This is a genomic window from Lysobacter sp. 1R34A, from assembly GCF_051217035.1.
Lineage (GTDB): Bacteria > Pseudomonadota > Gammaproteobacteria > Xanthomonadales > Xanthomonadaceae > Lysobacter.
Genome location: NZ_JBPKJP010000001.1, coordinates 252,480 through 271,023 on the forward strand (window position 1 = coordinate 252,480; position 18,544 = coordinate 271,023).

Annotated in this window: 21 protein-coding genes; 7 read left to right on the forward strand and 14 right to left on the reverse strand. The window is 65.5% G+C overall.

Features of this window, described 5'->3' with window-relative positions; genetic code table 11:
• The first annotated feature begins 72 nt into the window (after positions 1 to 72).
• Positions 73 to 774, forward strand: a complete 702-nt coding sequence (locus ACSAMQ_RS00840; RefSeq protein WP_435393814.1) for a type 1 glutamine amidotransferase domain-containing protein — start codon at positions 73 to 75, stop codon at positions 772 to 774.
• 55 nt (positions 775 to 829) lie between these two features.
• Complete coding sequence (locus ACSAMQ_RS00845) at positions 830 to 1,669, forward strand: type 1 glutamine amidotransferase domain-containing protein (protein WP_435393815.1); 840 nt, start codon at positions 830 to 832, stop codon at positions 1,667 to 1,669.
• A 116-nt stretch (positions 1,670 to 1,785) separates the two neighbouring features.
• On the opposite strand, the gene ACSAMQ_RS00850 is transcribed toward ACSAMQ_RS00845, so the two are convergent.
• Positions 1,786 to 2,346 (reverse strand): flavin reductase family protein, encoded by a 561-nt coding sequence (locus ACSAMQ_RS00850; RefSeq protein WP_435393816.1) that lies wholly within the window; start codon positions 2,344 to 2,346, stop codon positions 1,786 to 1,788.
• Positions 2,347 to 2,650: 304 nt separating this feature from the next.
• The gene (locus tag ACSAMQ_RS00855) at positions 2,651 to 3,304 is read right to left on the reverse strand and encodes a glutathione S-transferase family protein (protein WP_435393817.1); all 654 of its coding nucleotides are present in this window, start codon (positions 3,302 to 3,304) and stop codon (positions 2,651 to 2,653) included.
• A 221-nt stretch (positions 3,305 to 3,525) separates the two neighbouring features.
• Between ACSAMQ_RS00855 and ACSAMQ_RS00860 the strand changes: the two genes are divergently transcribed.
• Positions 3,526 to 3,978: a VOC family protein gene (locus ACSAMQ_RS00860; protein ID WP_435393818.1), complete on the forward strand. Its 453-nt coding sequence runs from the start codon at positions 3,526 to 3,528 to the stop codon at positions 3,976 to 3,978.
• Between the two features lie 86 nt (positions 3,979 to 4,064).
• On the opposite strand, the gene ACSAMQ_RS00865 is transcribed toward ACSAMQ_RS00860, so the two are convergent.
• From ACSAMQ_RS00865 to ACSAMQ_RS00880, 4 genes are all read right to left on the reverse strand, one after another.
• Entirely contained in the window at positions 4,065 to 6,794 is a 2,730-nt protein-coding gene (locus tag ACSAMQ_RS00865; RefSeq protein WP_435393819.1) for a TonB-dependent receptor, read from the reverse strand.
• A 69-nt stretch (positions 6,795 to 6,863) separates the two neighbouring features.
• Entirely contained in the window at positions 6,864 to 8,111 is a 1,248-nt protein-coding gene (locus ACSAMQ_RS00870) for an MFS transporter (RefSeq protein ID WP_435393820.1), read from the reverse strand.
• A gap of 15 nt (positions 8,112 to 8,126) precedes the next feature.
• On the reverse strand, positions 8,127 to 9,302 hold the full coding sequence (locus ACSAMQ_RS00875) for a carbohydrate kinase family protein (protein WP_435393821.1): 1,176 nt from the start codon (positions 9,300 to 9,302) through the stop codon (positions 8,127 to 8,129).
• Positions 9,303 to 9,363: 61 nt separating this feature from the next.
• On the reverse strand, positions 9,364 to 10,611 hold the full coding sequence (locus ACSAMQ_RS00880; protein ID WP_435393822.1) for an ROK family transcriptional regulator: 1,248 nt from the start codon (positions 10,609 to 10,611) through the stop codon (positions 9,364 to 9,366).
• Between the two features lie 132 nt (positions 10,612 to 10,743).
• Between ACSAMQ_RS00880 and ACSAMQ_RS00885 the strand changes: the two genes are divergently transcribed.
• The gene (locus ACSAMQ_RS00885; RefSeq protein WP_435393823.1) at positions 10,744 to 12,639 is read left to right on the forward strand and encodes a glycoside hydrolase family 9 protein; all 1,896 of its coding nucleotides are present in this window, start codon (positions 10,744 to 10,746) and stop codon (positions 12,637 to 12,639) included.
• A gap of 139 nt (positions 12,640 to 12,778) precedes the next feature.
• Complete coding sequence (locus tag ACSAMQ_RS00890) at positions 12,779 to 13,171, forward strand: hypothetical protein (RefSeq protein ID WP_435393824.1); 393 nt, start codon at positions 12,779 to 12,781, stop codon at positions 13,169 to 13,171.
• 29 nt (positions 13,172 to 13,200) lie between these two features.
• Here the strand turns inward: ACSAMQ_RS00890 and ACSAMQ_RS00895 are convergent, their stop codons facing one another.
• The gene (locus ACSAMQ_RS00895) at positions 13,201 to 13,581 is read right to left on the reverse strand and encodes a DUF3653 domain-containing protein (protein WP_435393825.1); all 381 of its coding nucleotides are present in this window, start codon (positions 13,579 to 13,581) and stop codon (positions 13,201 to 13,203) included.
• Positions 13,582 to 13,722: 141 nt separating this feature from the next.
• Here ACSAMQ_RS00895 and ACSAMQ_RS00900 point away from each other — a divergent pair, with 141 nt between their 5' ends.
• Together ACSAMQ_RS00900 and ACSAMQ_RS00905 are read left to right on the forward strand one after the other, a co-directional pair.
• A complete protein-coding gene (locus ACSAMQ_RS00900; protein ID WP_435393826.1) occupies positions 13,723 to 13,980 on the forward strand; it encodes a hypothetical protein in 258 nt (85 codons plus the stop codon).
• Positions 13,981 to 14,113: 133 nt separating this feature from the next.
• Positions 14,114 to 14,395, forward strand: a complete 282-nt coding sequence (locus ACSAMQ_RS00905; protein ID WP_435393827.1) for a hypothetical protein — start codon at positions 14,114 to 14,116, stop codon at positions 14,393 to 14,395.
• Positions 14,396 to 14,488: 93 nt separating this feature from the next.
• Here the strand turns inward: ACSAMQ_RS00905 and ACSAMQ_RS00910 are convergent, their stop codons facing one another.
• From ACSAMQ_RS00910 to ACSAMQ_RS00940, 7 genes are all read right to left on the reverse strand, one after another.
• Positions 14,489 to 14,665 (reverse strand): hypothetical protein, encoded by a 177-nt coding sequence (locus ACSAMQ_RS00910; protein ID WP_435393828.1) that lies wholly within the window; start codon positions 14,663 to 14,665, stop codon positions 14,489 to 14,491.
• Between the two features lie 21 nt (positions 14,666 to 14,686).
• Entirely contained in the window at positions 14,687 to 14,980 is a 294-nt protein-coding gene (locus ACSAMQ_RS00915; protein WP_435393829.1) for a hypothetical protein, read from the reverse strand.
• 79 nt (positions 14,981 to 15,059) lie between these two features.
• Positions 15,060 to 16,256: a zonular occludens toxin domain-containing protein gene (locus ACSAMQ_RS00920; protein ID WP_435393830.1), complete on the reverse strand. Its 1,197-nt coding sequence runs from the start codon at positions 16,254 to 16,256 to the stop codon at positions 15,060 to 15,062.
• A gap of 2 nt (positions 16,257 to 16,258) precedes the next feature.
• On the reverse strand, positions 16,259 to 16,555 hold the full coding sequence (locus tag ACSAMQ_RS00925; RefSeq protein WP_435393831.1) for a hypothetical protein: 297 nt from the start codon (positions 16,553 to 16,555) through the stop codon (positions 16,259 to 16,261).
• 2 nt (positions 16,556 to 16,557) lie between these two features.
• A complete protein-coding gene (locus ACSAMQ_RS00930; RefSeq protein WP_435393832.1) occupies positions 16,558 to 17,943 on the reverse strand; it encodes a hypothetical protein in 1,386 nt (461 codons plus the stop codon).
• A gap of 160 nt (positions 17,944 to 18,103) precedes the next feature.
• Complete coding sequence (locus ACSAMQ_RS00935) at positions 18,104 to 18,334, reverse strand: hypothetical protein (RefSeq protein WP_435393833.1); 231 nt, start codon at positions 18,332 to 18,334, stop codon at positions 18,104 to 18,106.
• Between the two features lie 9 nt (positions 18,335 to 18,343).
• Positions 18,344 to 18,544 carry a hypothetical protein gene (locus ACSAMQ_RS00940; RefSeq protein WP_435393834.1) on the reverse strand — a complete coding sequence of 67 codons (201 nt, stop codon included), beginning with the start codon at positions 18,542 to 18,544 and terminating at the stop codon, positions 18,344 to 18,346.

Sequence of the window (18,544 nt, forward strand, 5' to 3'; positions counted from 1 at the left end):
TCTGGATAGCCAGTTTATCGCCCTGGAAGTGCGCAATACAGTGACCTCCTTCCTTCCCGCAGGGTCACCGCCATGAGCCAGACCGTCTCCATCCCCTCGCTGAAACCGGTGTTGTTCGTACTGACCAGCCACGGCACCAAGGGCAACACCGGGCAACCGACCGGCTATTACCTCGGCGAGGTCACCCACCCGCTGGCGGAACTGCAGGCGGCCGGCATAGCGGTCGAGTTCGCCTCGATCCAGGGCGGCGAGCCGCCGGTCGACGGCCTCAACCTGGACGACCCCATCAACGCGCGTTACTGGGCGCAACCCGAGTTCCGCGAGGCGGTGCGCCACACCCGGCGCCTGCGCGAGGTCGACGCCTCGCGCTATGCCGGCATCTTCTTCGCCGGCGGTCACGGCGCGATGTGGGACTTTCCCGGCAACGCCGATGTGCAACGCGTCGTCCGCGAGATCTTCGAGGCCGGCGGCCCGGTCGCCGCGGTCTGCCACGGCCCGGCCGCGTTGGTCGACGTTACGCTCGGCGACGGCGCCTATCTGGTGGCCGGCAAGAACGTCAGCGCCTTCACCGACAGCGAAGAACGCGCCGTGCAGCTCGACCGGGTCGTGCCGTTCCTGCTGGCCTCCACCCTGGAGCAGCGCGGCGCGCGCCATCACCCCGCGCCGGACTGGACCGCCAAGGTGGTGGTCGACGGGCGCCTGATCACCGGCCAGAACCCGCAGTCGGCCAGCGGGGTAGGGGCGGCCCTGCGCGATGCTCTGCTGGCGCAATGAACCCGATCCTCGTCCGAAGCGAAATCCACCAGACCGAATCCACCAGGAACTCATCATGAAATCCCTGCGCAGCCTCGCCATCGCGACCGCCTTGTTTCTCGGGGCCGGCTCGGCCCAGGCCGGCGACGTGCTGGTCGTGTTGTCCGATGCCGATCGCCTCGAGCTGAAAGACGGCAAGGTCTTTCCGACCGGCTTCTACCTCAACGAACTGATGCAGCCGGTCAAGTTGCTGCTGGATGCCGGCCACCGGATCACCTTCGCCACGCCGACCGGGCAGGCCCCGACCGTCGACGCGAAATCCGTCGACCCCATGTACTTCGGCAACGACGCGGCCGACCTGCAGGCGCATCAGAACCTGCTCGAGCGGTTGAAGTTGACCTCCAGGGAGAACTCGCCGGTGCTGAGCCTGGCGCGCATCGAACAACTGGGCTACGGCCGGTTCGATGCGGTCTATATCCCCGGCGGCCACGCGCCGATGCAGGACCTGCTCAAGAGCCCCGCGCTGGGCCGTTTGCTGGCCGACTTCCACGCGCGCAACAAGACCACCGCCCTGGTCTGCCATGGGCCGATCGCCTTGCTGTCGACCTTGCCCGATGCCGCCGGCTATGCGGCCGCGATGGCCGCCGGCGGGGCCCAGCGCCCGCCGCAATGGATCTACAGCGGCTACCAGGTCACCGTGATCAGCAATCAGGAAGAAGAGCAGGCCAAGCCGCAACTGGGCGGCGGCGAGATGCAGTTCTATCCGCAGGCCGCCTTGCAGCGGGCCGGGGTCCAGTACCGCAGCAACTCCGCGCCGTGGGCCGCCAACATCGTGATCGATCGCGAGCTGATCACCGGCCAGAACCCGGCCTCGGCGCTCGGCGTGGCGCGGGAACTGCTCAAGCGTTTGCAATAGCGCCGGCATGCCGTCCGGCGACGGCGCCGCATTCGCTTCCTGCGGTATTCGCCAGCTAAACGGTGGCCAGCTAAACGATGGCCGGCGCGGCAATGCTGCGTCGCAATGCGCGCGAACTACAGATTTTCAGGCTTGAACCTGTTGAGCCGGCTGAGGTTGGGGCCGGACACCATGAACTCGGCGTCGCCCCGATAGTGAAGGGTCTTCGGGCGTTTCGGAGAGGCCGCCACGTGGGCCTTCACGACCTCCCAGATAAACAGCCCGTACCGATCGATCTGGCGGTCGTCGACCAGCTTGCATTCGAAGTTGGCGTGGCACTGCGCGATCAGCGGTGCCCGTATTTTCTCGGCCGGCTGCGCGGTCAGGCCGAACTTCTCGAACTTGTCGATGCCGTCGGCGCCGCTGCAGTTGCCGATCGCGGCGACGGTATCGACCAGGTCCGAGGTCGGCAGGTTGATCGCGCATTCGCGGCTGCGCCGGATCAGGTCGAAACTGTAGTTCTCTCCCCAGATGTAGCAGGCGAACAGAGCCGGCGAAAACCCGAGCATCATGTGCCAGCCCATCGTCATGATGTTGGTGCGGTCTTCCCATCGCGAGGACACCAGAACCACCGGACCCGGCTCCAGATAGCGACGGATCTCGCTCAGCGGGAAGTCCTGCTTCTTGCGATTGGGCATCGCGATTCTCCGGGGAAACGGCGGCGCCGGTATGCAACACAGGGGCGGGTTGCCGCCGACGAGCCAGCGGCGACGCGTCGCGGCGACCCGGCTCGCCTCGCGTATCGAGTGGCGCCACGCTCGCCTTCGCTGCGCGCCGCAAGCCTGGACGACATCTAAAGGCCGCGGGCGTTACCCGTGCGTGAGCGCCGCTGCGGCATCGCGTAACGGATGCCGGCCTGGCTGCGGCGTCATGCAGCGTTGTCCGGAACGATGTCGGATCTCAACCGTTAGAGCGGCATTGCGTGGATCGATAAACCCAGGCTCAGCTGGCCTGCGGCGCAGCAGCGTTGATCGCCCATTGCGCGGCGAATGCACGCCGATAGGCGGGGCGTGCTTCGCCGCGCACGACATACGCGGCCAGTCCGGGAAATTCGTCGAGGATGCCCGACGGCCGCAGCCTGAGCAGCACGGACACCATCATCAGGTCGCCGCCACTGAATGCACCGTCGAGCCAGTCGGCATCTCCCAGGCGGGCGGACAGCTGGACCAGCCGATGGCGAATGCGATCTTCGACCAGGGGCAGGCGTTCCTTGGCCCAGGGCCGGTCGCCTTCATCGAACTTGGCGACGACGAGGTCGAGGATCGGCGGCTCCACGGTATTGAGCGCGGCGAACATCCAGCCGATGGCCCGCGCCCGCGCATTGGCCTCCTCCGGCAACAGACCAGAGTGGCTTTGCGCGAGATGCAGCACGATAGCGCCGGTCTCGAACAAGGCGAGATCGCCGTCCTCGTAGGTCGGAATCTGGCCGAACGGCTGCAGGCGAAGATGGGCGGGCTCCTTCATCGCGCGGAACGAGATCAGGCGCACCTCGTACGGCTGGCCCACCTCTTCCAGCGCCCAGCGCACGCGCGTGTCACGCGCCAGGCCCTTGCCGCCGTCGGGCGACCGTTCAAAGGCGGTAATGACGACGCTCATCGTGATGCTCTCCTGGTAGACACCGGTTCGGTTTTGCTCGCTTCAGCAGTACGACGAACGAGCGAACCCAGGTTCGACAATATCGGGCGATCGCAGGCGCGATGGCGACTCGGCGGTCCCGGGCCCGAGACGGGGGAGGGCGCCATCGCGACCGAAACACTTATGCTCGCCCGGTTGATCGACTTGGCCCGACCGCGTCGGGCCGAACTTCCGGAGGCGTCATGACCATCAAGCGCATGGACAATATCGGCATCGTGGTGGAAGACCTCGACGCCGCCATCGAATTTTTCGCCGAACTCGGCCTGGCGCTGGAAGGACGCGCCCCGATTGAAGGGGACTGGGCCGACGGCGTCACCGGCTTGCGCGACATGCGCGTCGAGATCGCCATGATGCGCACGCCGGACGGTCACGGCCGGCTCGAGCTCTCGCGATTCCTCGCGCCGCCCGTGGTCGCCGATCACCGCGACGCGCCGGTGAATGCCCTCGGCTACCTGAGGGTCATGTTCACCGTCGAGGACCTCGACGACACGATCGCCCGCCTCGGCAAACGCGGCGCGAAGCTCGTCGGCAAAGTGGTCGACTACCTCGACATCTATCGGCTCTGCTACCTCCGCGGTCCGGAGGGGATCCTTGTCGGGCTGGCCCAGGAGCTCGGGCAGCAGGCGCCGCGATAAGCGATCGCCGGCGTAACACCCTGTGGCGGCTCCGCTTCGCTACGGCCGCCACAGGGGGATCACGACGGTCTGCGGCCTGGCCCGCATCAATAATCGAGGCGGACCCGCAGGCCGACCGTGCGCGGGTCGTTCCAGTAGCCGCGGATGAAGCCGCCGGCGTCGTCGGCCCAGTTCTTGGTCATCTTGTCGGTGGCGTTGAGCACGTACAGCTCGGCGCGCCAGAACGAGGGCGACTTCAGGCTCAGGCTGGCATCCACCGTCGTATAGGCCTCTTGCGCGTCGGAGATGTGCGCGTTGTCGAGATTGCGCAGGGTGAAGTACATCTTGTCCTGCCACTTCACGCTGAGCCAGGGTACCAGCTCATAGCCGTTGCCGAACTTGAAGGTGTGGGAAACGTTGACGCCGGCGGTGAACTTCGGCGTCATCGGCAGATGATGGCCGGTGATGTCGTAGATCTGGCGGCCGGCCAGGGTGGGGTCGGGGCCGCTGTAGGGTTCCGGGCAGGGCACTGCGCCGAACTCTTCGCGCACGCCGCAATTCCATTCGTCGCTGAAAGTGGGGTAGTCCTTGATCTTGCTGTCGATGTAGGAGAAGAAGCCGCCGATGCGCGTGTTCGGCGTGGGCAGGTAGTCGACTTCCAGTTCCAGCCCGGGGATGTTGACCGTACCGACGTTGACCGTCTGCCACTTCTTGATCACGTCGCAGGTCGGGTCCCAGTCCGGGCAGGGCTCGTTGACGTGCACCTTGGCGGCATAGAAGTCGCCGGTCACCTGCATGTCCTTGTAGCGGCTGTAGAAGGCGGTAACCGACAGGCTCAGGCGCTTGTCCAGCAACAGGCCCTTGTAGCCGATTTCGAAATTGGTGACGGTTTCCGGCTGGTACGGGAAAAAGGTGTACTGCGGGCCGGGCGGACCGTCCACGCAGACCTTGCCGCCGCAGGCATCGTCCTTGTCGCCGAAGCCGCCGGCCTTGTAGCCGGTGGACAGTGAGGTGAACAGGATTTCGTCGTCGGACAAGTCCTTGGTCAAGCCGAGGCGCCAGGTAACCTTGCGCCAGGACTCGGAGTGTTCGTTCTCGGCCGGCGGTCCCCACAGCTTGTAGGCGTCGATGCCGCCGAACGGTCCCATGCGTTCGGTGAGGTCGCGGCCGTTGTGGGGGCGGAAGCCCGGCTCGCCCGGCGTGCCCGGGTGGTACAGGCCGTTGTAGTAGGCGGTGGATTCGGCGTCCCAGCCGCCGTAGACCTGGCCGCCGCGGTCGGTCTTCTCGTCGCGGCTGTAGCGTGCGCCGACGGTCGCGGTCCAGGTGGGAGCGAAACGCCAGTCCGCCTGGGAGAAGATCGCCTTGGCGTCGATCTGACGGTTGGGCTGATGATAGAACTGGCTGATCGGGTAACCGAACGGCGCGTTGACCAGCATTTCCTGGGCGTAGTTGATCTGATTCTTTTCGTGCATCCAGAACAGGCCGGACACCAGTTTCAGGCGTTCGCCCTGATGCTTGAACTGCAGCTCGTGCACGAACGACTTGTACTTCGAGTCCAGAGTGATCGAGGTGTTGTCGCGCACCGGCCACACGCCCCAGTCGCCTTCCGGCGGTACCGGCAAGGTCGCGGTGACCTGCGAGGGAATCTCGTGGTAGCCGCCGTCGTCGTCGGCGATCTGCGAGCGCTTCTGGGTGGCGAAGGCCACGCTGTATTCGATGCTGTTGGTGTCGCTGAGGAACCAATTGAGGTTGGAGCGCACCGTATCGATCGACATGTCGGTCTTGCCGGGCACGTTGATCTTGACGTCCCACTTGCCGCCCTGGCAGGCGAAACGGGTGCCGGCGGCCTGCTTGCAATCCTTCAGCCCCACCTGGCCGGCGCCCGAGTTCTGGAATTTTTCGTACGCCAGCAGCCACTCGACGTTATCGGTGACGGCGAAGCGGGCGGCGAGGCGCACCGCCCATTCGTCGCGGTTGTAGTAATACTCGTCGCGCCCGACCTTGACGTTGCGGCGCTGATCGACGTCGGGGATGCCGTCGGCGACGAACCCGCGCTCGGGAATATCGACGTCGGTGAAGTCCTGTTGCTGGTCGACCCAGCCGTCGCGCTCGACCTTGGTCGCGGACAGGCGCAGGGCGAAGCGGTCGTTGACCGCGATGTTCTGGATCAGATTGAGCTGACGCAGGTTATAGCTGCCCACCTCGAGTTCGGCGCTGCCGAAGCTAGAGTCGAAACGCGGCTTGGCCGGAATGATATTGATGCTGCCGCCGGTGGAGTTGCGGCCGAACAGCGTGCCCTGCGGGCCGCGCAGCACTTCGACCTGGTCGACGTCGAACATCAGCGCCAACGCGCCTTGCGGGCGCGGCGAGTACAGGCCGGCCACATGCAGGCCCACGGCCGGGTCGCCGATCTCGGTGAAGTTGTTGGCGCCGATGCCGCGGATGCTGACCTGCACGCCGGAATCCGGGCCGGCGGCGATCTGCAGATTGGGCATGCTGCCGGACAGACCACGCACGTCGCGGATGCCTTCTCGGGTCAATGCTTCCTGAGTGACGGCGGTGACGGTCACCGGTGTCTTCAGCAGGTCCGATTCGATGCGGGTCGCGGACACGTGCACGGTCTCGAGCGTGGTGCGGGCCTCGCCGGGCTCGGCAGGCTTGGCCCCGGCAGGCTCAGCTCCCGCCAGCCCGGCCCCGACCTGTCCGGCGCTGGCCGGTTGGCTCTCGCCGGCCGCACTGGACTGGGCCATGGCCGGTGCGGTCGCGCAGCCGATCAATACCGCGGCCACTGCGACGGCGATGCCGGTCGGTCGAACATCGCTGGGATGCTTTTTCATCATGGGCTCCTGGTTGTACGGCGGCTCGGGCCGGCGGCCCCGCGCGCAGTGGCTGATGGCGTCGCCCGCTCAAGGCGAGGCAGGCGTGTTCGAAGCGGGCCTGTTCGAAGCGGATGTGTCTTTCGCCGAGTACACGGTGCGGTTGCGTACCAGCGGCCTGGCCCAGGCGCCGACGCTGAGGATGTAGAGCAGCGGTATGAAGACCAGCGACAGGCCCGCGCGCAGGCTCCAGTGATCGGCGATGAAGCCGATCAGCAGCGGCACGATCGCGCCGCCGAGGATGCCGCTGCACAAGATTCCCGAGAACGCGCCGTGGTGTTGGGTGACCGAGTTCAAGCCGAGCGAAAAGATCACCGAGAACATCACCGACAGAAAAAAACCCGCGGCGGGAAAAGCCAGCGCGGACAGATCCGCAGGACCGTACAGCGCGAGCGCCAGGCAGGCGATGGCCAGGCTCGAGAAGAGCGCCAGCACCCACTTCGAATCCATCAGCTTCAGCAAGCCCAGGCCGGCGAGGCAACCCAGCGACATCAGGCCCCAGAAGCGGCTGACCGCGACGGCGCCCTGGTCGGTGGCCGACATGCCGTGATAGCTGTGCAGGAACTGCGACATCCAGTTGGCCAGGGACTGCTCGGTGCCGACGTAGGCGACGATCGCGAGGAAGAACAGCCGCACGTCGCGGCGTCGCAACAGGCTGCGGTAGGCCTCGCGGCTGCCGGTGCGCTCGTCCTCCTTCAATGCGACCGCCGGCAGCGGCAACCTGTAGTTGAGCAGGGCCAGCAGCACGAAGGCGGCGCTGAAGTACCAGTAGAACGTCAGCCAAGCCAGCGGCTGCCCGTCCACGCCCGGGCGCTGCATGTAGTACTTGAATACCAGCGGACTGAGGAACGAGGCCAGGCCGAACACGAGCTGCGCCATCACCGAGAAGAAAGCGAAGTGCTCCTCGCCGGCGGCCGTGCGCATCAGCGGGTTGATCACCACCTGCAGTAGCGCCATGCCCAGGCCGATGACGAATAACCCGGCCACGACCGAAACGTACCCGGGCATCACCGCGATCGCCAGCGCGCCGATGCAGTTCAGCGCGAAGGCGGCGAACAGGGTGAAGCGCGCGCCCCGGGCTTCGATCAGCACGCCGCCCGGAATCGAGATCAGGCCGTAGGCCAGGAAGAACGAGAACGGCATGAAGCCGGCCATGGTCAGGCTCAGCTCGAAATCCTGGATGGCGATCGGCATCAGCGGACCGATCAGGTTGGTGATGAAGGAGATCGCGAACCAGATCAGGAGGATGTAACTGACGATCATCGGCCGGTGCGTCATGGTCGCGCCTTCGGGTCAGGATTGCGGCAGCAGGCAATGCGAGAGTTCGCCGGGGGCGATGCTCTTGCGCGGGAAGCGGGGCAGGATCGCGCTGGCGGTGCGGCAACCGGCGGCGAGCGCATCGCTCAGGCCGGTCTGGTTCGCGCCGGATTGATGCGCGCTGGCCTGGTTGGCGCCGGCTTGATTGGGGCCGGTTTGAGTCATGCGCGCCGCCAGATAGCCGGTGTTGAAGCCGTCGCCGGCGCCGACGGTATCGAAGATGTCGAGGGCCGCTTCGCCGGCGTAGCGAATGCTGTGTCCATCGACGTGGCCCAGGGCGCCGGCGGCGCCGAGCTTGACGATCAGATGGGCACCGGGCTTGAGCAGGCCGGCGACGCGCTGGACAGCCAACTCCAGATCACGGTGGTCTTCCACGCTCGGGCTGCCGTCCGGATCCCGATCGCCATCCCGACGGTCGGCGATGCTCGTCGCTTCCAGCTCGTTGATCAGCAGATGGTCGCAGTGGGCCAGCCAGCCTTCGACTTCCCGGTGCACCTGGGGCGTCCAGCCTTCCGGCGGCCAGCCGGTATCGAGCGCGACCCGATAGCCCTTGGCCGAGGCCTCGGCCAGCAGGCGGCTGAAGTCCTCGCGCAGCGCCGGCAGCAGGAACGGGGCGGTGAACAAGGCGACGCTGCCGGGCGATGCCGGCGGCAGGTGTTTCAGTACGAAGGCCTGGGTCAAGTGCTGCAGATGCCCGCAGCTGGTGAAGAAAGTGCGTTCGCCATGCGCGTGCAGCAGCCCGACCGACACGGTGGTGTCGCTGGCGCAGGTCTGCAGGTCCACCCGGATGCCTGCCAGTTGCAGCCGCAGCCATTGGGCCAGGTCGTCGTCGCCGATGGCGCCGATCAGATGCGGGCTGAGGCCGAGGTGGCGCGCGGCGAGGGCGGCGTTGGCCGCCGAGCCGCCGGCACGCAGTTCGCTGCGCGGCAGCAGTTGCTCGGTACCGATCTTAGGCCAGCCGTCCAAGGTGCCGAGGACGAGGTCCACGCTGACGTCGCCGACGATGACGAGTCGGGGCGGGTCGTATCCAGGCTGGACGAGCTCGGGCGGAGCGGCCTGCGCCGGCCTCGACTGGGACGAGCCGGACTGAGACAAGCCTGATTGAGGCGAGCCCGATTGTGGTGGGCCGGACTGGGGCTGATCGAGCTTCATGGGGCCGACTATAGGCAGCCCGATTTCACCCTGTCAATAAAAATATCCAGTGGAAGTATAATTAAATCCGGCGCCCGCCAGCGACTGAGCGATGGCCGAGCAGTTCGGCCGCCTGCTCCCCGAACTCGTCCTTCTGGAGACCCTCCAGGCGCGGCGACAGCAACTCGTGGATGGGCAGCACCGCGGCGCCGAGCAGCGAACAATCTTCCTCGCGCTGGGAAATCATCAGCCGCGGCAGTTCCGGAGCGGGGCGGCCGCGTACCGAGCGATGCAGCGGTTGGGCGAGGTCGACCAGGCGTTGCACCAGCTTTTGCGGCGCCGATCCGCCGATGACGATGGTCTGCGGGTCGAGCATGTTCTCGATCATGCAGATGGCGTCGCGCAGCCGCTGCGAGGCCTGCAGGCACCATCGCTGCAGAGGCTGATCGTCGGCGTCGTCCAGGCGGTTGAGCAGATCCGGGGTGCGGATCTGGCCGTCGTCCAGGCCCAGCGCCTCGGCCAGCGAATGCAGCGACAGATAGCGCTCCAGGCAGCCCCGATTCCCGCAATAGCAGGGCGTGCCGCCCGGGACGACCGGCACGTGGCCGATCTCGGTGGCGTTGCCGTCGGCGCCGCGATAGGTGTTGCGGCCGACGATCAAGGAACCGCCCAGGCCCATGCTGAGGTGCAGGTAGAAGAAATTGTCCAGATGCCTGGCGACCCCGTACAGGGTCTCGCCGAGTGCGCCGGCCACGCTGTCGACGCTGTGGAACAGGGGCAGGCCGGTGGCTTCCTGCAACTGGTCGAGGATCGACAAGTCCTTCCAGCCTTCGAGCGCAGTGGGGCCGACGAAACTCAGTTCGGTGTCGCCGAGCGGGCCGGGCAGGGCGACGCCGATGCCCCATAGCCGGCCATTGGCCTGGCGGCGCAGCTTGGCCACCAGCTCGAGCAGGCCGGCCAGCAACTGCGGGCGATCGCAGCCCTGCAACTGCACCTCGCAGCGCGCATCGATCTGGCCCAGCAGATTCACCAGCGCGCCCGAGGCGCGGCCCGGTTCCAGGCTGATGCCGATCGATTGGCCGGCGTCGGGATTGATCTCGAAGGCGATCGGCGGCTGGCCGCGGGTCTTCAGGTCCTTCTGCCGGCGCGAGACGATCAGGCCGATCGATTCCAGCTCGTTGGTGATGTTCGCGACCGTTTGCGGGCTGAGCGAGACCTTTTCCTGGATGTCCTTGCGCGAGGCCGCACCATGCTGGCGAATGAAATCCAGCACCAGCCGGCGGTTGTAGGGGGCGCTGGATTGCTGGGTGGCGCCGCGACCACTATTCATGGGGTTCGAAACCGGTTGGGCATGGGGAGGGGAGGTCTCGGCATTATTCATACATCCATGTGAAGTATTTATTGACGGCCACCGCTGGGGTAGCTAAGTTGCGCTGGCCCTAGTCTATCCGGAACCGTGCCGATGACCTGTTTGCCGCAGTCCCGCAAGACCGGAGTTCGAGTGACGGCCGCGCTCGCCCTGGCGCTGTCCAGTTGGCTGCACACGGCCGGCGCCGCCTCCGACCCGGAATCGGCGGCGACGCCGAAGACCTCGGTGTCGGTGAGCCTGCCCACGGAGCCGTTGCTGGTACAGATCAATCAAGTGGCGCTGGAGCGGCGGGGGCCGAAGCGGGCCGTCGTCGAATACGCAGGCAAGGCCGGGGAGGGCGGTTACACCGTGCTGCGCGACGGCAAGCCGATCAAGCGCGGCGAACTGCGGCCGCTGCAGCCGTTTACCGAGTGGACCCCGGGCAAGCGCTATTTCGATGTCGATTTTTCCGAGGTCCAGGAACCCGGCAAGTACCAAGTGGAAGTGCGTATCGGCGAGCAGCGTGCGCTGTCGTCACCGGTGCCCGTGCGCGACGACGCGGTCTTCGCCACGACCGGCGCGCAGCTGCTGGCGTACTTCAAGCGCAGCCGTCACACGGACGAGACCGATCGCAAGCTGCGCATCTTCCAGACCTCGCGCAAGGTGGACGTGTGGGGCGGGTGGCAGGACGCCGGCGGCGACAAGGGCAAATACCTGTCCCACCTGGGTTACGCCAACCATTTCAATCCGCAGCAGGCTTCGATGGCGGCCTGGGTGCTGGCCTACGGCGCGCATGCGCGCAAGGATCTGTTCGCCGCCCATGGCCTGCAGGCCCAGGTCGAGGACGAGGCGTTCTGGGGCGCGGACTATCTGCACCGCATCCTCGATGCGGAAGGTTATTTCTACACCACGGTGTTCGACCAGTGGGGCACGCCGGGCGTCGAACGCATGGTCACCGGCTACGAAGGTGCGGCCGGCACCTTCACCACGCTGTACCGCTCGGCGTTTCGCGCCGGCGGGGGCATGGCCATCGCGGCGCTCGCGCGCGCCTCGATGCTGGCCGAGCAAACCGGCCGCCATGGCGTATTCGACGGGGCCCGGTATCTGGCCGATGCGGAGCGTGCCTATGCGCACCTGCGCCGGTTCAACCCGCAGTACTGCGCCGACGGCAAAGAAAACATCATCGACGACTACACCGCGTTGATGGCGCTGGTGGAACTGCACAACGCCACCGGCCAGTCGCGCTATCTCGATGATGCGCGCGAGCGCGCCGCCAACCTGATCGCTCGGCAGCAAGCCGACGGCGGCTTCGTCAGCGACGGCGGCCGCCGTCCTTATTACCACGCCGCCGAAGCGGGCCTGCCGGTGATCAGCCTGGCGGCTTATCTCGATATCGAACCGGAGCAGGGACGTCGCCAACGCGTACTCGATGCGATCGCGTCGGCGCTGAAATACGAGCTGGCCATCACCAACGCCGTCGCCAACCCGTACGGCTACGCCCGCCAGCGCTTCCAACTCGCGCAGGACGGCAAGGCCGCCGGCGACGTGCTGGAAGGGTTTTTCATTCCGCATCGCAACGAAACCGGTTATTGGTGGCAGGGCGAAAGCGCCCGCCTGGCCTCGCTCAGCGCAGCGATGGTCATCGGCGGACGCAAGCTGGCCGGGCACGGCGCCGCCGGCTATGGCCTGCCTGTCGACCAAGCCGCTTACGCGCAAAGCCAGCTCGACTGGACCCTGGGCCGCAATCCCTACGGCATCTCGATGCTCTACGGATTCGGCAAGAAGAACCCGCCGACCGTGCTGGAAAGCGCCGGCGAAATGTTCGTCGGCGGCATCTCCAACGGCATTACCGGCGCACCGGGCAGCGACACCGGCGCCGGCATCAGCTTCGCGCCGGGCCCGGATTCCGAGCAGTGGCGCTGGGTCGAGCAGTGGATCCCGCACACGACGTGGATGCTGTTTGCGGCCATGGCGATGACGACTGGCGAGACGACTTCCGAAGCACGCTGAGCGGATTGCAGCGTTCGCGTCATCCGCCGCCCGCTAAAGGCCGCATTTGAAGTAGTTCAACGACCGGCCCGGGACTCGCCTTTGATGTAGGCTGTGGGCAATGGAGAGCGCAGGGGGCGCTATGCGAGCATGGATTGCAGTGTTGCTGTTGCTGTCGGCGCGTTCGGTTGTCGCGCAGGACATACACAAATGCGTCAGCGGCAAGGAAGTCAGCTACCAATCGGAGCCGTGTGCGCCAGGCCAAGCTTACGTCAAGACCTGGGGCACCGAGATAACGAGCAGCGACGCTTACGGCAAGATTCGCCCCGCACGTCGGCCTGCCGTCGATCCGGACTATCTTGCGCGGCAAGCCCATCGCGCCAGGAATGGCACGGGACCGGGCACGGTCATTGGACCTAGAGCGCCCAGCTTCAACGCCTGCGAGCAAATGAAGCGTCAACGCGATGCATACCTCGATAGCGAACATGGCCGGCATACCGGCTACGACGGGCGCAGAGCCTGGAACGATCGCGTCTACGACGCCTGCAAATGAAGGCCCCGGTCGTGGGGCCGTGGGCCGCGCTACCCGACGGCCGAGCCGTTTACCCGATATTCGGCGAGGTCGACCACAACGACCTTGCCGAGTTGCTGCCTGGATTTCCGTGCCGCGTTCTTGCTGCGGGCCAAATCCCGGCGTCGCTCGTAATCCTGGCGCCAGGCCAAGCCACGCAGGCGTTCGGGGGTGAAGCGTATGCCGTCAGGTGTGACCAAGTCGCGGCCTCGGAGTCGCCAACCGGTCCAGGGTCCGATCAAGTCGACGTGGTTGTGGACCTCGCGTTCGTGCAGGGCGGCGGCGCAGTCGTTGGGACACGGAGTATTAGCGGGCCAGCATGGCGGGCGAGTGTTCACGGAGACCTCCGGTGGTAGTGGGCATTGCCAGGAGAGCACGCAGGAAGGCTGCACCAGGCCTAGCCACAGGCTAATTCATTACTTCGCATAATGCCTATTATGTTCTACGCCGAGTGCGGCGCTGGCTCTTCGCGTTGCGTCGATATTTTCCTGTCTATGGTTGGCAACCCAGGCAACTGCAAGGTGGGTACCAGCATGGATATTGACCTAACTGGCGAGTGGTACGGGTGGCGTGTACGCGGCCGTTACCTGGTCTCCGATGACGGACAGCGCATCCCCGTCGAACGGCTGCGCGGCCTGCTGTTCCGCGACGCCGGTGAGCTGCGCCTGGCGGGCTTCGAATCGCGTCGGAAGGCCGAGGCGAACCGGCGGTCAAAGAGCCGCGGCTTTAAGGTCAAGGTCGTCATCGTCGACCTAGCCGAGTATCGGCAAAACGGCCTGGCTGTCGGCTAGCTAATCGAGCTGGCAGATCTGTCGATCGCCGCCAATCAAAGTTGCTCGCTCAGATCCGAGCGCGCAAAACGAGGCCCCCGATCGGGGGCCTTTTCGTCTCAGCGAGTGCGACGGGCGGCGGTAGGATGCGCGCATGTCCGATCTACCCTCAAAGCTCCAGTGGCAACAGCTAGGCACCGGCGAACACGCCCTTGTGTGGAACGAAATGAACATCGTTGCCGCGGTCTACCTGGTCGACGGGCGTTGGATGACCACCGTAAACGAACACCGGCCGAAGATACGACGCCAGGCGCGTGCAGGGTCGCTTGCACAGGGGCGCATGTGGGTCGAGCGCTGGGCCAGCGCGAACTTCGCGGCGATACACCACCAGTGCGCGCACTGCATCCTGTTCTCCAACCTCACCCTCAAAAGATAAGACCCCCGAAGGGGCCTTTTCGTTACGCGTCTCAAAAGCGGGTTTGCGGGGAGGGGGGGTCCCGGCCGGTTGACCCCTGCCCGGAGTCCTACCCTACCCCTCGTTCGGACCAGGCGCGGGCGCGGGTGAGGCGTTTGGCTGGAAATCCCCTTCGTCAGGGCTAAACGCCTGGCGAAGATCGCGAACGATGGATTGCAACACCGGGAGCAGGAAGAAGATGACGCCGCACAGGATCGGAGCGGCGGCTGCAGTTACCTCAGCATCGGTCATGGCTAGTCCTTTAGTGACGCGTTACGGTTTGTGGTACCGAGTCGCCAGCTCAGCGGCAATATCCGACATGAGGATTTCTCGGGTTACCGAGCTTACCGCGTCCGCATTGGAGTCGAGCCAGGCCAGCGCCTGGCACAAGACCGGCGTCTCAGCCGAGGCCGGTTGCTCGAAGGCCTGGCCGAACCGCTCGACCTTGTTGCGACGGTAGCGACGTGCCCGCTCGGCCGGGCTCAGCGCGCTCGAATAGATCGGCGGCCTGCCCTTCTTCTTGGGTAGCGGTAGCTCGATGGTGCCGGGGTCTTTGGCGTGCTTCATGAGAGATCCTCCGTTAGGTGCATATTATCGTGACGCGTCACGAATGTGCAATTACGATTCATCATAAGTGACGAGTCACTTATTCGGGCGGGGTCGCCGCGGCAGATCCACCGACCCCGATCTGCCCATACCGGGCGACCTGGGGGGCGGACAGGACCGGACCAGGTGCGGCCTGGCCGGCCTGGCCTGGTGCGCTAGGCGGGGCCTGGTAGGCCGAACGGCGGTCGGGCTCCCTACCCTCGCCCTGGGCGCCAGTCGACGCGTAGGAGCCGCTCCGGCGATCCTTGTAGGGGTTGTAGACGGGGCCGTCCCTGGCAATGCGCCGGCACTCTCCGTCGCCCAGGTCGTATTTGGTGCCTTGCTCGGTGAGACAGGTGCAGCTCGCGTCCTGGCGATCGCCGTTGGCGTCGACGCCGGCGTCGGTCGACATGCACAGGAGCTGGGGGTCGGCGCTCGCCGATCTATGATCGAAGACCGGCGCCGTCCAGGGCATGGTGCCGAAGCGCGGCAGGTGCGCCGTCGCATAGTCAGCCGCACTGTTCCACTTGGGTTTGTTCTCGTCGGGGCGCTGGTCAAAGCCGCTTGCCCGCGCCGTTGCCGGCGCGGTCAGCGCGTCCTTGCCATCGCCTTCCGTCTTAAAGCTGCCGTAGACCGTGTAGCCGACAAAAGCGAATAGCGCAACCGCGACCAGGGCCATCACCGCAGCGCGCTTGTACTTGTGCGGAATGGTGCGCTTGACCGTGTGCACCTCGGCACTCTTGTACAGCGCGTAGCACTCTTTCGGGTATGCCCAGGTGTGGTGATCCTCGACCGCCAGCGCCTTGTCCGATCGCACGTTATCGATCACGCGCGAACGGCTGTAGATGATCGCGCTTTCCTTGCCGTTCTCGCGCACCAGGTGCTCGTGATAGCCGACCAAGGCCCGGATGTTCGTGTGAATCAAAGCCGGGTGTTGCGTCATCAGAATCAAACGGATGCCGCCGTGTCGGATGGTCTCCATCGCCTTGATGTAGTCGGGCACGGCGCCGGCGCCGGCGCGGAAGAAGTTCTGCGCCTCGTCGACCACCAGGACGGATTTCGGCGGAAGCTGTTCCCACTGCGTCGGGTCCGGAAAATCGGTCACGCCGTCGATGTTGAGCCCGTTGATGTTGCAGGCGAACACCTGCTCACCGGCTTCAACGGCATTCTTGAGATACCACACGGCGCGCAAGCTCTTGCCGCTGCCTGGCGGCGCGGTGAGTAGCGAAATGGATGCGTTGGCTGCTATAGCGCTCACGGTCAATCCTTCTTGGCGAAGAACACTTTCTTCATGGAAATCAGCGTCAGGCCCGAGACCACAATGCTTGCGGCCTTCGTGATGCCGAGCAGCGCGAACCAGCACTGCCAATCGGCCGGAATCTGATTCCACGCGGCGATGACGTGCTGAATCAGCGGCTCCATGACGTACTTGTCGGTGGCCAGCACCAGGCCGAAGCGGGCCAGCAGTCCGACGACGAGCAGGACGCCTTTGGCGAGGAAGTAACGCGCGATCCAGGGACCGAGCGCAGCGAGTAGGCCTGCGAGGATGGCGGGCATGGTCAATCTCCAAGCTTGAACGCGACCCAGAGGTACGCGAGTGCGACGAGCAGCCAGCCGATCATCTGGCCGAGGCGCCAGAACTCCGGCGGCATGTCGAATATCTGATGGCCGAAGAAGGTCGTTGAGACCATGACGCCGCAGCTACCGGGACTGCCGCCGCCAAACAAGCCTTCATCGATGTTGCCGCTGCTGGGTGCGGCCCAAGCTTGGTCGACGCTGAGCCCTTCGGTGCCATCCGTGCCGCTGGCGATCGCGTTCAACGCGCCGGCCTCGGTCGCACGTGCGTTGGTCATGTACTCCACGACGCCATCGCCGCCGCCAGGCGTGCCGGGCTGCTGAGCCGCTATCAGGGCGTTAATGGCACACGTGGTGCGCCACTGCTGGAGCAGCTGGGAATACTCCAGCGCATCGCAGTTCTTGCCGACGCACACCGGTGGCGCCGAGCAGCCAGAGCTATCGGTAACCGTAAACTTCCGACGCGTGTTGCAGTCGATGCGCCACTGGATGCGCGCCTGGCCGCAGAGAATCGCATCGCCGCTGCACTTGGGTGGCTCATCGCAGGTGTCACCGCCAGAGAACCGACCATCGTCGCCCTCGCCGTCGTCGGGCTTGCCATCACCGTCAGCATCCTTCTTGCAGGTGCCGTCTTTGCCCTTGGCCTGGCCTGCCGGACAGCCCTCATCGACGCAGGATCCGTCCGGCCCTTTGACCTGGCCGGTGGGGCAAGCGCCATCGGGCGTGCACTTCCCGGCGGCCATGTGCTGCCCTACGGGGCACTCGTCGTTGTTGTCGACGCACTTACCGTCCGGCAAGCGCTTCTGCGTCTTGGTGCACTCCGGCGGCGGGGGTTCCTTCGGGGGCTTGTCGCCGTCTGGATCGTTCGGATCGCACGTCTTGCCGGTGGCCGTACCAGTGCCCCATATCCAATACCCGGCATAAGGACCATCGGTGACTGTGAACTTGTCCTCGGGGTCGGTTCCGTGCTGGAACTTCCGCTCGCAGCCGCCATCGCAGAAAACCGAAAGGTTCGGATGACGCGACATGTTCGCGCGTGTCTGGGTTGGAGTCAGGCTTGCGCAAGCCGTTTGATAGTAGTGGTGGCCGTAAACGCCGCTGGGCCTCGGCTCCAGGAAAAACTGCAACAAGCCATCGCAGCCGTAACCAGCTCCGTTTCCCCTGCCCTCACACGACCATTCCTTAGGGCTGTGGTTCGGATAATGCACACACTCGGCCGGGAACTTGCTGGCGATCTTCGCTTTGCTCGCCTCGCATTTGGCTTTGGCATCCCCTTCGGTGGTGCCGTGATAGTTCTCGGCGTAAGCCAACGCCGGCAGAAACAGCAGCACAAGGACGAAAATGAATCGCGACGTCGTGACGTTGCACATGGCTCAGTCCCAGTTCGTCGAGGCGACGACACCGAGGCACATCCACCACACCAGTTCAATCAACGGCAGCAAGTGGGTTGCAAAGCTCATGTCTGTTCCCCTGAAAAAAGAGGGCGGCCGAAGCCGCCCGTTGTGTGACGCGTAACGGAACGGCGTCCGATCAGCGCGGCTTGAACAGGCCGGCAGCGCGGATGCTCCACAGCACGGCACTGAACGCGATGATCAGGACGACGGCGGCGGGGCCGTAGGTCTTGAACAGGTTCACCGTCTCGGTGGTGTCCGGGGCGGTGGTCTGGGCCATCGCCAGGCCCGGCAGGATGGCGAGGGTCAGCGCGGTCAGCATCGAGACGCGGGCGCGGTTGAAACGGGTGATCGTGGTGGACTTGAACATGGTTGATCCTCAGAAGTTGCGAGGTGGTTTGAAGGTGCGTGCTACGAAGGCGACTACTACAAGCGTCGAGAAGAACGCGAACCCCACTGCATTCGCTTGTTCATGCGTGGGGAGCATGTCGGCGATACCGCCCTGATCGATCCAGGCCGTTTGCTGGCACGTGCCATCGGCAGCGGGCGCGGGATCGATGCAGGTCAGTACGCGCGGCAT

What these genes read in the sequence shown, in the direction of transcription:
- ACSAMQ_RS00840 (WP_435393814.1), top strand. Translation starts at nt 73, where the DNA reads ATGAGCCAGACCGTCTCCATCCCCTCGCTGAAACCGGTGTTGTTCGTA.
- ACSAMQ_RS00845 (WP_435393815.1), top strand. Translation starts at nt 830, where the DNA reads ATGAAATCCCTGCGCAGCCTCGCCATCGCGACCGCCTTGTTTCTCGGG.
- ACSAMQ_RS00850 (WP_435393816.1), bottom strand. Translation starts at nt 2,346, where the DNA reads ATGCCCAATCGCAAGAAGCAGGACTTCCCGCTGAGCGAGATCCGTCGC.
- ACSAMQ_RS00855 (WP_435393817.1), bottom strand. Translation starts at nt 3,304, where the DNA reads ATGAGCGTCGTCATTACCGCCTTTGAACGGTCGCCCGACGGCGGCAAG.
- ACSAMQ_RS00860 (WP_435393818.1), top strand. Translation starts at nt 3,526, where the DNA reads ATGACCATCAAGCGCATGGACAATATCGGCATCGTGGTGGAAGACCTC.
- ACSAMQ_RS00865 (WP_435393819.1), bottom strand. Translation starts at nt 6,794, where the DNA reads ATGAAAAAGCATCCCAGCGATGTTCGACCGACCGGCATCGCCGTCGCA.
- ACSAMQ_RS00870 (WP_435393820.1), bottom strand. Translation starts at nt 8,111, where the DNA reads ATGACGCACCGGCCGATGATCGTCAGTTACATCCTCCTGATCTGGTTC.
- ACSAMQ_RS00875 (WP_435393821.1), bottom strand. Translation starts at nt 9,302, where the DNA reads ATGAAGCTCGATCAGCCCCAGTCCGGCCCACCACAATCGGGCTCGCCT.
- ACSAMQ_RS00880 (WP_435393822.1), bottom strand. Translation starts at nt 10,611, where the DNA reads ATGAATAGTGGTCGCGGCGCCACCCAGCAATCCAGCGCCCCCTACAAC.
- ACSAMQ_RS00885 (WP_435393823.1), top strand. Translation starts at nt 10,744, where the DNA reads ATGACCTGTTTGCCGCAGTCCCGCAAGACCGGAGTTCGAGTGACGGCC.
- ACSAMQ_RS00900 (WP_435393826.1), top strand. Translation starts at nt 13,723, where the DNA reads ATGGATATTGACCTAACTGGCGAGTGGTACGGGTGGCGTGTACGCGGC.
- ACSAMQ_RS00905 (WP_435393827.1), top strand. Translation starts at nt 14,114, where the DNA reads ATGTCCGATCTACCCTCAAAGCTCCAGTGGCAACAGCTAGGCACCGGC.
- ACSAMQ_RS00910 (WP_435393828.1), bottom strand. Translation starts at nt 14,665, where the DNA reads ATGACCGATGCTGAGGTAACTGCAGCCGCCGCTCCGATCCTGTGCGGC.
- ACSAMQ_RS00915 (WP_435393829.1), bottom strand. Translation starts at nt 14,980, where the DNA reads ATGAAGCACGCCAAAGACCCCGGCACCATCGAGCTACCGCTACCCAAG.
- ACSAMQ_RS00925 (WP_435393831.1), bottom strand. Translation starts at nt 16,555, where the DNA reads ATGCCCGCCATCCTCGCAGGCCTACTCGCTGCGCTCGGTCCCTGGATC.
- ACSAMQ_RS00930 (WP_435393832.1), bottom strand. Translation starts at nt 17,943, where the DNA reads ATGTGCAACGTCACGACGTCGCGATTCATTTTCGTCCTTGTGCTGCTG.
- ACSAMQ_RS00935 (WP_435393833.1), bottom strand. Translation starts at nt 18,334, where the DNA reads ATGTTCAAGTCCACCACGATCACCCGTTTCAACCGCGCCCGCGTCTCG.
- ACSAMQ_RS00940 (WP_435393834.1), bottom strand. Translation starts at nt 18,544, where the DNA reads ATGCCGCGCGTACTGACCTGCATCGATCCCGCGCCCGCTGCCGATGGC.